Genomic DNA, 8,659 nt, shown 5'->3' on the forward strand with positions numbered 1-8,659 from the left:
GGTGGTTGCGTTTGTATGTCCCGTGATTAAAGTTGGTATGATCGAGGCATCCACGACCCGCAACCCTTCTACTCCGTGTACTCGTAGTTCGGGGTCTACGACTGCCATTTGGTCAATACCCATTTTACACGTGCCAACGGCATGATTACCTGAACTGCAAATTTCTCGGATGTATGCTTCAAAGGCTTCATCACTTTGAACCTGGGAACCTGGTGCAATTTCCTCACCACGAAACTCATCAAAAGCGTTTTCTTCAAATAATTGGCGGATTAATTTAACTCCAGCAGTTAGAAGACGCACATCGGATTGATTTTGCAAGTAGTTCAGCCGAATTATTGGTTTCTCTTGAGGGTCAGGTGTTCGCCCAGCATTACTTATGGTACGTTGTAAACTGATACTGCCAATATTGTGAGGATGCATCAACACAACTGAACCGATGAATCCTGAAGAACAGTAGTAAGAGCTAGGAACTGCTTCATGAATGGGGGAAAACATAATCTCTAAATCTGGAAGAGCGTCTAAATTTCCCTCGCTATGCAAAAACAATCCAGCTTCAGTTCCACTACTAGTTATTGCCAAGTCTATGTTCTGAGTTGCCATATATGCTACAGGAACAACGATGTGATCTTGCAGGTTTTTACCGACACCGGGTAGATCAACCACGACAGAAATGCCCCTTGCTTGTAAGGATTTAGCAGCCCCAATGCCTGATTGCAGCAGCAGCTTGGGCGAATTAATCGTGCCTGCACTTAAAATTACTTCTTGGTTAACCCTGGCTTGGTGCAGTGTTCCCTTATGCAGATATTCCACCCCAACCGCGCGGGCGCCTTCAAACAACAACCGAGTTACCAACGCTCCGGTTGTGGCAGTCAAATTGGAGCGCTTTTTAATGGGCGAGAGAAAGGCAGTCGCAGCACTATGGCGCTTCCCATCTTTGATGTTTAACTGAAACAGCCCAACTCCTCTCTGCTTAGTAGCGTTGAAATCAGGATTATAGTCATATCCCAGTAACACACACGCCTCTACAAATCGTTGGGAGACAGTAGCAGGTGCCTCTTGGTCGGTAACGTTTAACTCTCCATTAACACCGTGGTATTCGTTGGCGCCGCGCGAGTAATGCTCAGATTTTTTGAAGTAGGGCAAAACATCCTGATAACTCCAACCGAAGTTGCCCAATGACTGCCAGTGGTCATAATCGCGAGAATTCCCTCGCACATAAAGCATGTTATTAATCGAACTACTGCCACCCAAGACTTTGCCAGCGGAATAAAACATTTTGCGGTTATCTAGGTATGGTTCTGGTTCAGAGAAATAGCCCCAGTCTACCTCGGAACAGATTAATTTTAGATATTCTGCTGGAATTTGAATCTCCGGTTTTGTATCCGGATTTCCAGCTTCTAGCAACAATACAGTTGTTTGGCGGTCTAGGGTCAGACGATTAGCGACAACGCAACCAGCCGAACCTGCACCAATTACAACGTAGTCATATTGAGTCATCGAATTAGGATTCTAAATTAGAATTTGAAATATAAAATTTGAAATAGGAAATTTCAAATGTAGCGCAGGCATTATTTTTTACTATAGAGACATGTAGAGACCGTATTAATAGGGTCTCTACAACCCAAAGTTAATGACACAAACCACTACTTTTATAATTTAAGTGTACTAAGTTTCAATGCTTAACTGCTTTCAAATTCTTATGGCAGTTTGTCAGATTCTTATCGTAAATTGCGAGCCTGTGCGTGGTGTAATTCCAGTCAGGTGCCTAAACTGTTGCGTCAAATGGCTGTGGCTAGAAAAACTTACTTGTAAAGCAATGCCCGTAATCGATAAATCCGTTTTTAACAACAGCAACTCATTAAAATTGTAATAATTTCCAATACTCGATTTATTTCAAATTCTTACAAAGCTTTATCAGATTATTATGGTGAAGCGCGAACTCGCTTTGATGTCATTCCAAACTTTAAACGAGCATCCATACTGTGTTACCTTACGTAGATGCATCGTCCGTATTTATACAAGAATAAGTTAACAAGCCAGGTGATAATTTAAGGCAAGTTACACCAATTATTTTAGGAACTTACACTTTTTTTAATAACTATGTATTTATAATACTTTGTAACACATAGAAGTTAATGTAGCTTGCTTGTACTCAGGCACCTCTAGAAAACAGTATTGTAAAAATTACGAATACTACTCCTTTTTGATAAATTGCTACTTCAAGTATTTTATACCTAAAATAAATTTTTATTCTTTGCGAACGCAATATATAAACAAGGTTGCAATACCCAAAAGTAATGTATAACCTGACTATTGTTAAGTTGAACTCATTCTGAAGTACCTTAAAGTTGCACTTCAGTTGAGTGAAACCCGAACTCAAGCCACAAAGGTTGTAAATTAAAAACTAATTTACATTTCATTTTGTGAACCTTTAGTTTGTTCTGTTTTCGATACAGAGTCTAATTTAGTTGGATTTGAGATGGTATGTGACGATGTTATGTACACGCAGAAAAGTCTTGCTCAGAGGTATGACATATCGATTGCGGCTTTGCAGCGCTGGTATCCTTTTGCTGGAATAGTCAAACCAAAAAAACGTGGTGGATATTTTGATGCTGCCACTGTTGAGATAGCAGATACATTCTACGTTGCTATCAAAATTCGGCGCCTAACTTGTGAGGAGTATTTACAACAAGTAATTCCTGTGGGTGGGTTGGATGCTTTTATGCAAAAGGTCAACGGTATCGGTCTTTATGACTTTTTGACTAAACATATTTCTGATGAAGAGCGAGAGAACTATATTGTCCAGTCAGTAATCAAGAGGTTGGAACGTAATGAAGCATATAAATCAGCTAGCACAACAGTTGCAAGTGGCGCCCGATAAGTTACGTGAAATCTGTAATTTGTTGGGTTTGCCTTTGAAACCAAACGATACAGTAGATGAAACTGTTGAGCAGCAGTTAGTTAAACTAAAAGATGTTGCTTCCAAAGAAGGTATTTCTTTAGATGAAGCCGCGCGCCATTTAGTTGAGATGCGCGACCGTAAAGTGGAAGCAGAAACAGGCGCCCACAAATTCGATAAGCGTGATTATATTAAGCAGCGTTTTGGAACTGACCCAGAACTTGCGGCGCCTGATAGTTTTGTGGGGATGCTGTACCTAGATGCTGACAGAGGAATTCAGCTAGGGGAATTACGCCATAAAGTGGTGCTAGAAACTTCCACCCTGGCTTTAGAAGAATTTGTTTTCAATGGCAACTCCTCATTAACTAATACAGATAACGGTGATTACAACGAAGCTCAGGAGAGAATTCAGTCTCGAATCGATAACGATTTTTTTGCCAAAGTCAATTGGGGGGAAGGGAGTCACCCACTGCTAGCCAGTTCATCGACACCTTCTCACAAACAGTTGAAGTCGTCGCAGCCGAAAACCGCGCAATCTCAGAAGAAATAATTGAGCAAATGCTTCCGGTTTGTTATCAACTGCGTGATGAGAGTTTACTTTCTTTAAGAAAAACATCTACTTTAGCGGTTGGTATAAATTGTCTTTCAGTTATTACTGGTACAGTAATTGGAACTTGGATAGCAATTCCTCCAACTCAGGAAAGACAGGAAATTTCGTCAATTGAACCAATTTTGATTGGCGTCAGCATAGGTGAATTAATTGGGTTAGTTTTAGCACTGTTAATAATTTGGACACGGGGTACAAATGAGCGCAGCGTTTGATTTTTTGATTAATACAGCAGGTGGGTTGTTAATGAATCTGGGAGTTTCTGGGATGGTGGGTCATTTAATAGGAGTCGGCGCCACTCTTGCTCTGCACCCATTATTACTACTCACCGGGATAGTAGTGGGTGGCGCCTCTCTTGCAATTGCACGCGAACTAAACAGGCGCCCCGAACTGAGATTGGTTGTTGATAATAGTTGAGGGTGTCTATGTTTACACCAACTCCCGTTCGAGATAGTAAGCCAAGCCGTAAAAAGAAAAAGATAAATATTGGTTTATGGACTGCTTGTTCTACTGTTGGCGCCTTATGTGTAATTGGTTCGGTTGCTTTAATGATAGGCTGGCGTCAGCAACTACCAAACAACCAACCATCAGAGGTACAACAAGCAAAAGCGCAAGTCAAACAAATTAGAGAAGTGTATCTTGAGAAGCTATCTCGAACTGATTACAACATCGATAATCTTTCTAATTATTCCTCACCTGAAGGCGTACCAACACTTACAGGATGGCGTCAGTTAGCAGCAGCGTTGTGGTCGCAGCAACTCAAAAGTGAAATATCCAAGATGCAGAGTAGCGAAAATTCTGGATTTTACCGTCTGCACTATATGCCAACTTTGGAAATAGTTAAATTTAACGCCTTGGATGTTTTATTAGAAGCAGCATCTGGTAATAATACATTTTACTGGGGGTATCGTCGAACCGATGGTACTAAGGTTGAGGAAAAAATACCAACAGGCGCCGCTGCTGTTTTTCTGTTAGGTAAGTTAGAAGCAATTGACTACGCACAAAACTTAGAATCACAGCCATCGGTTGATTTAAACCAGATGCTGATTCAAATTCGCAACGCAAGTGAACCATACTCTCTCGCTCAAGCTCAATTATTACGAGCGCGCGGATATTCTGACCCAGTAAAACAGATGACGCAGTTGGGAGATATTCGAGCCAAGATAAAGCAGCTTGAGGAAGAACGGCGCCAGTATTTACAAGGAATGAAAGAAACAGTTAAGCCTGTTTATACGAATCAGAAAAAACCTGAATCTTAAGGGGGTGATATTTATGTACGCTAAATTTGCTGCTGCGATAATTTGTATAATGCTTTCTACATTTAATGTTGTAGCAGCAGTGCGTCGTACACCCGTGCGTACAGTTTTAGAGGAATCATCACGGACAACTGTAGTTCAAATGCAATCACCTGGAGCTGGTGTGCATTGGAGTAGTGCAGTAATATTTGCGGCTTTTTTTGCTTGTTTTTTAGGTTGGGGTTTATCAGATTACAATAATTCTTTAGATTCGGGTGAGCATGAATCTTCCAAAGAGCAACCCGATGCTAATAAACCCTCTCCAACAAACCTTCCTAAAAATGTAGTACAGTTTTCACCGCGCGTTATTTCTCCAGTAAAGCCAAATCAACCAGGAGTGCTTTCTCCTGAAGAGTTTTTTGCTCAACTTGAAGATTCCGAAGACTACTGGGCTGATGACAACCAGCCGAAAGATAACCATTCTCATTAAGTTTTGAGGACACACTAACATGACTAAGAACCGTCGCAATTTTGATGTGGATTATTCTGAAGGAGGAGCTATTATGCCTGTAAACAGGTTGCAGAACATGCTCAATCAAGCACAGCAACAGGGTAGTATAACATCACAACAATCAAGTTATCCTAACGTAATTGATACTCAAGTAGTTCAGCCAATTGAGGCAAAATATATTACGTCACCTGCGTCGAACAAACCAGTAGTTCCACGAATCGAGATACCTTACGTTGAAACGTGGAAAGCTCATCGCTTGCATCCTCAAAATCCCTGGAGATTTGTTTGGTATCCAGCTTATTTCCTTGGAGACTGCATAAAATCTCCAGTAGGGGTAGGCGCCGTAGGTTCCTGGTTATTGTTTTTGTTGGTCAATTTTTTACTTAATGGGTCTTACCAAGGTCCTGGTTACGTTAATGGCAAAAAAATTGAAGTAGTACCAGATAAAGTTCCTTCTATTTCTATGCCAGTCGTTCGACAGTTGGAATAGCTATGTCGATAAAACTTACTTTCTGGTTGGTGTTGGCACTGTGGATATTAAAGATTCTGCAACCAGGTTATTTGCAGTTTTACGGTTGGCGTCATGTTGTAACTCTAGCTCAAAAATTGCAATCTTCCCCCATAACTGTTCCTACTCCCAGCCCTAGCTCTACTCCTACTGCCGTAACTGACCAAACATCAAGTGTTAAGGAATGTCCCAAGCCCAATAATGATTTTGAAAAGGTATTAAGTTCAGCTTCGGTTGGCTGCTGGCGAGCTTCTGATGCAAGAAACTAATAGTTATGCGAATTACATTCGAGGTTGATAATGATTCCCAGACGGATATTACAAGTACGGATGTTGTTGATGAGCATTCAGTAGGAAGTTGGAAACATCTGCTTGCAACTGCTGTTTTAGTTGGGTCAATTGTAGTTGCGCCTATTTCTAATTGGCTAGATTCTCTAGTTGTGGTTCAGCAAGTTCGTTCTGTCGTCTATCCTCAGTTTGAGCAGCCTGTTAATAACAGTTTGGCTAGCCGTGTATACCAAGCAATGCGGCGTAAAGGCTACAAAGTATTTACCAACGAGGGAGAGGTTAATATTATCTACCTGCGTGGCGCCGAATTTGATGGTAAATCCAATGGTAACGCTATTAACGAATGGTCTGACCGTCGTTTGGTTTTGATGTTCCGTAATGGTCAGCCAACTATTGCTGGTAATTGGGCTGCTACAGTAAAACCTGGTTTACCCGCTATTCGTAATCCTTTAGGTAAAGCAGGTGCCGCATTTATTGAGCCTGGACAGTATAAAGCTTGGCGAGTAGACATTCACAACGGTATATTTGGGCGTTCAGAAGAAGGTTTGGTTCAGGTGGCGCCAGTTAACTTTCGTCGCGATGTTAACCGTAATGGCAAAGTTGACAGTGAACCCATTCAGTCAGGAATTATTGGGCTTAATCAACATTCGGGAAGTGACCAACTTAAGGTTGACCGTGCTTCATACGCTTGTCTTGCTGCTCAATCACAAAGTGGTCATTTGTATAAGTTTATGCCCTTGGTGAAAGCTGACCCTCGCTACCGTAGAAATCGGGCTTTTGTTTTTACTACAACTATTTTGGATGCGCGCGATTTGTAGATGCTTGGGTAATTCAAGGATTAGCACGTGAGACTCGTTATTGATTTTCAGGGTAGTAAGAATAAAAGTAATAATGTACTTACAGCTTCTAACCCTGATTGGAAATACACTATTGCGACAGGGATTTTAGTCGTAGCAATGGTAGTTCCCCAACTTTCTGACTGGGTTGAATCTCAGCAGTTTGTTAAATATCTCCAAACAAGAGTTGGTAGTTTACCTAAAACTACAGGCGCCTCAATTAGTCGAATTGCTTTTCCTACTGTTGCAAATGCTCCTGTAACAAGTGGGTTTGGTTGGCGCCAGCATCCAATTACAGGAGAGCGGAAGTTCCATACTGGTATTGATTTTGCTGCTTCTCTTGGGGCGCCGATTTACGCGACTGATGCCGGAATCGTTGAATTTGCAGGGGAGAAGGGGGGTTACGGAAACACGGTTATTGTTAAGCACACCTCGGTATCTACTCTCTACGGTCATGCGAGTAAGCTGTATGTCACGACTGGTCAGAGAGTCGCGCGCGGACAAATGATTGCAGCAGTGGGTAGTACGGGGATGTCCACAGGACCACATTTACATTTTGAAGTTCGGGTCAACGATAAACCTCAAAATCCCCGTCCTTATTTGCAACATACTGCTGCAAATTCTTACTCCCCTCGAATGCGCGCTTTTTTAGCAACAATTCGTTGGGCTGAAACTGGTACTTCGGGTTCTCTGAGTTATCGTAAGTTAGTTTTTAATGGTACATTCAACGATTTCTCGACTCATCCTAGGATTAAACAATGTGCGCCAATTAATGGAAAGCGCGTTTGTTCTACTGCTGCTGGTGCTTACCAGATGCTAGACAAATCTTGGTATGACCTTCAACCAAAACTAAACTTGACTAATTTTTCTCCCGCTTCCCAAGACAAAATGGCAGTTGAATATATTCGACGTAACCAAGCTATCGCTGACGTTGAAGCAGGTAATTTAGATGCTGCCCTTCAAAAACTAGCAAGAGTTTGGGCGAGTATGCCTTATAACAACTACAATCAAAATGCAAAAACTTTAGAACAATGGAGAACTTACTATCAGCAGCAATTAGCTTATAGAGGTTGATAATATGCAGGTAAACTACTCGAATGAGGAGATATATCAAGCAGTTACGTGTCTGAAAGGAGCAGGTTTATCTAATCAAGAAATTTTGGCTGAAGCTCTTGGTTTATTTGACTTTAGCCAGCAATTATATGTTTTGAATCTTCTGCAAGAGTCTGAGTTTGGTAGTAAAATTATTCGCCCAGTTAAAAGCTATGACCATAATTATCTGTTTGAAATACTTTACCAAGCAGTTATTAGCGGTACTCCTCTTCATCAAATAATCGAGGTTTGCGAGTCAGAATTGAGTATAGAGGATTTGGCTTTTTCTAAACTATCTTTGGAATACATTTTAACTAATAGATACATTAGCAAGTATGAGCGCAATGCTTTTATACTTGACCTATACAAACTTTATCAAGAAGTTAAATCTTACAAAGAGGTAATTCAGGTAGCTGAGTTAACCAAAAATATTTATTTGAAACAGTTGGCTTATAAAACTGTAGAGTTAGTTGCTACTCGAACAGGCGAAACTCTATCATTAGCACAAAAGAATATAAATACAAACTCTTTAATCACAGGAAATGAGAATAAAGACATTGCTTTTATTCAAGAAAATTTTGAAAACAAAGTAGGTGATGTACTAGTCGGCGCCTTAAATGATTTTGGCATTACCTGTAATTATATTGATACCAAGACTGGTCCGACCTTTAAACGAGTAAAAAT

12 protein-coding genes and 1 pseudogene are annotated in these 8,659 nt (G+C 40.9%); 11 read left to right on the forward strand and 2 right to left on the reverse strand.

Annotated features, from left to right (window positions below):
* The coding region (locus DSM106972_RS26855; protein WP_127083611.1) for a GMC family oxidoreductase at positions 1-1,497 on the reverse strand (1,497 nt) is incomplete at its 3' end.
* A gap of 213 nt (positions 1,498-1,710) precedes the next feature.
* Positions 1,711-1,854, reverse strand: coding sequence for a helix-turn-helix domain-containing protein (locus DSM106972_RS26860; protein ID WP_325052218.1), 144 nt, complete (start codon positions 1,852-1,854; stop codon positions 1,711-1,713).
* Positions 1,855-2,479: 625 nt separating this feature from the next.
* On the opposite strand from DSM106972_RS26860, the gene DSM106972_RS26865 reads away from it, so the two are divergent.
* The 11 genes and pseudogenes from DSM106972_RS26865 to DSM106972_RS53910 all read left to right on the forward strand — a co-directional run.
* Positions 2,480-2,881, forward strand: a complete 402-nt coding sequence (locus tag DSM106972_RS26865; protein ID WP_127083557.1) for a hypothetical protein — start codon at positions 2,480-2,482, stop codon at positions 2,879-2,881.
* Positions 2,832-3,449 (forward strand): hypothetical protein, encoded by a 618-nt coding sequence (locus DSM106972_RS26870; protein ID WP_233787555.1) that lies wholly within the window; start codon positions 2,832-2,834, stop codon positions 3,447-3,449. The genes DSM106972_RS26865 and DSM106972_RS26870 overlap by 50 nt, the downstream gene beginning before the upstream one ends.
* 8 nt (positions 3,450-3,457) lie before the next feature.
* Positions 3,458-3,721 carry a hypothetical protein gene (locus tag DSM106972_RS26875; protein WP_127083558.1) on the forward strand — a complete coding sequence of 88 codons (264 nt, stop codon included), beginning with the start codon at positions 3,458-3,460 and terminating at the stop codon, positions 3,719-3,721.
* Complete coding sequence (locus tag DSM106972_RS26880; RefSeq protein WP_127083559.1) at positions 3,705-3,923, forward strand: hypothetical protein; 219 nt, start codon at positions 3,705-3,707, stop codon at positions 3,921-3,923. Before DSM106972_RS26875 ends, DSM106972_RS26880 begins: the two co-directional genes overlap by 17 nt.
* 8 nt (positions 3,924-3,931) lie before the next feature.
* On the forward strand, positions 3,932-4,765 hold the full coding sequence (locus DSM106972_RS26885; RefSeq protein ID WP_127083560.1) for a phage terminase large subunit family protein: 834 nt from the start codon (positions 3,932-3,934) through the stop codon (positions 4,763-4,765).
* A 13-nt stretch (positions 4,766-4,778) separates the two neighbouring features.
* Positions 4,779-5,231, forward strand: coding sequence for a hypothetical protein (locus tag DSM106972_RS26890; protein WP_127083561.1), 453 nt, complete (start codon positions 4,779-4,781; stop codon positions 5,229-5,231).
* 19 nt (positions 5,232-5,250) lie between these two features.
* The gene (locus DSM106972_RS26895) at positions 5,251-5,742 is read left to right on the forward strand and encodes a hypothetical protein (RefSeq protein WP_127083562.1); all 492 of its coding nucleotides are present in this window, start codon (positions 5,251-5,253) and stop codon (positions 5,740-5,742) included.
* 2 nt (positions 5,743-5,744) lie between these two features.
* Complete coding sequence (locus tag DSM106972_RS26900) at positions 5,745-6,029, forward strand: hypothetical protein (protein ID WP_170213603.1); 285 nt, start codon at positions 5,745-5,747, stop codon at positions 6,027-6,029.
* Positions 6,030-6,034: 5 nt separating this feature from the next.
* The gene (locus DSM106972_RS26905) at positions 6,035-6,865 is read left to right on the forward strand and encodes a hypothetical protein (protein WP_127083563.1); all 831 of its coding nucleotides are present in this window, start codon (positions 6,035-6,037) and stop codon (positions 6,863-6,865) included.
* 27 nt (positions 6,866-6,892) lie between these two features.
* Positions 6,893-7,957 (forward strand): peptidoglycan DD-metalloendopeptidase family protein, encoded by a 1,065-nt coding sequence (locus tag DSM106972_RS26910; RefSeq protein WP_127083564.1) that lies wholly within the window; start codon positions 6,893-6,895, stop codon positions 7,955-7,957.
* Between the two features lie 4 nt (positions 7,958-7,961).
* Positions 7,962-8,659: pseudogene (locus DSM106972_RS53910) on the forward strand (DNA translocase FtsK); the annotation flags it as partial.

This window comes from Dulcicalothrix desertica PCC 7102 (assembly GCF_003991905.1).
Classification (GTDB): domain Bacteria; phylum Cyanobacteriota; class Cyanobacteriia; order Cyanobacteriales; family Nostocaceae; genus Dulcicalothrix; species Dulcicalothrix desertica.

Coding starts and splice junctions, on each gene's coding strand:
- DSM106972_RS26865 (WP_127083557.1), top strand. CDS start 2,480: ATGGTATGTGACGATGTTATGTACACGCAGAAAAGTCTTGCTCAGAGG.
- DSM106972_RS26870 (WP_233787555.1), top strand. CDS start 2,832: ATGAAGCATATAAATCAGCTAGCACAACAGTTGCAAGTGGCGCCCGAT.
- DSM106972_RS26875 (WP_127083558.1), top strand. CDS start 3,458: ATGCTTCCGGTTTGTTATCAACTGCGTGATGAGAGTTTACTTTCTTTA.
- DSM106972_RS26880 (WP_127083559.1), top strand. CDS start 3,705: ATGAGCGCAGCGTTTGATTTTTTGATTAATACAGCAGGTGGGTTGTTA.
- DSM106972_RS26885 (WP_127083560.1), top strand. CDS start 3,932: ATGTTTACACCAACTCCCGTTCGAGATAGTAAGCCAAGCCGTAAAAAG.
- DSM106972_RS26890 (WP_127083561.1), top strand. CDS start 4,779: ATGTACGCTAAATTTGCTGCTGCGATAATTTGTATAATGCTTTCTACA.
- DSM106972_RS26895 (WP_127083562.1), top strand. CDS start 5,251: ATGACTAAGAACCGTCGCAATTTTGATGTGGATTATTCTGAAGGAGGA.
- DSM106972_RS26900 (WP_170213603.1), top strand. CDS start 5,745: ATGTCGATAAAACTTACTTTCTGGTTGGTGTTGGCACTGTGGATATTA.
- DSM106972_RS26905 (WP_127083563.1), top strand. CDS start 6,035: ATGCGAATTACATTCGAGGTTGATAATGATTCCCAGACGGATATTACA.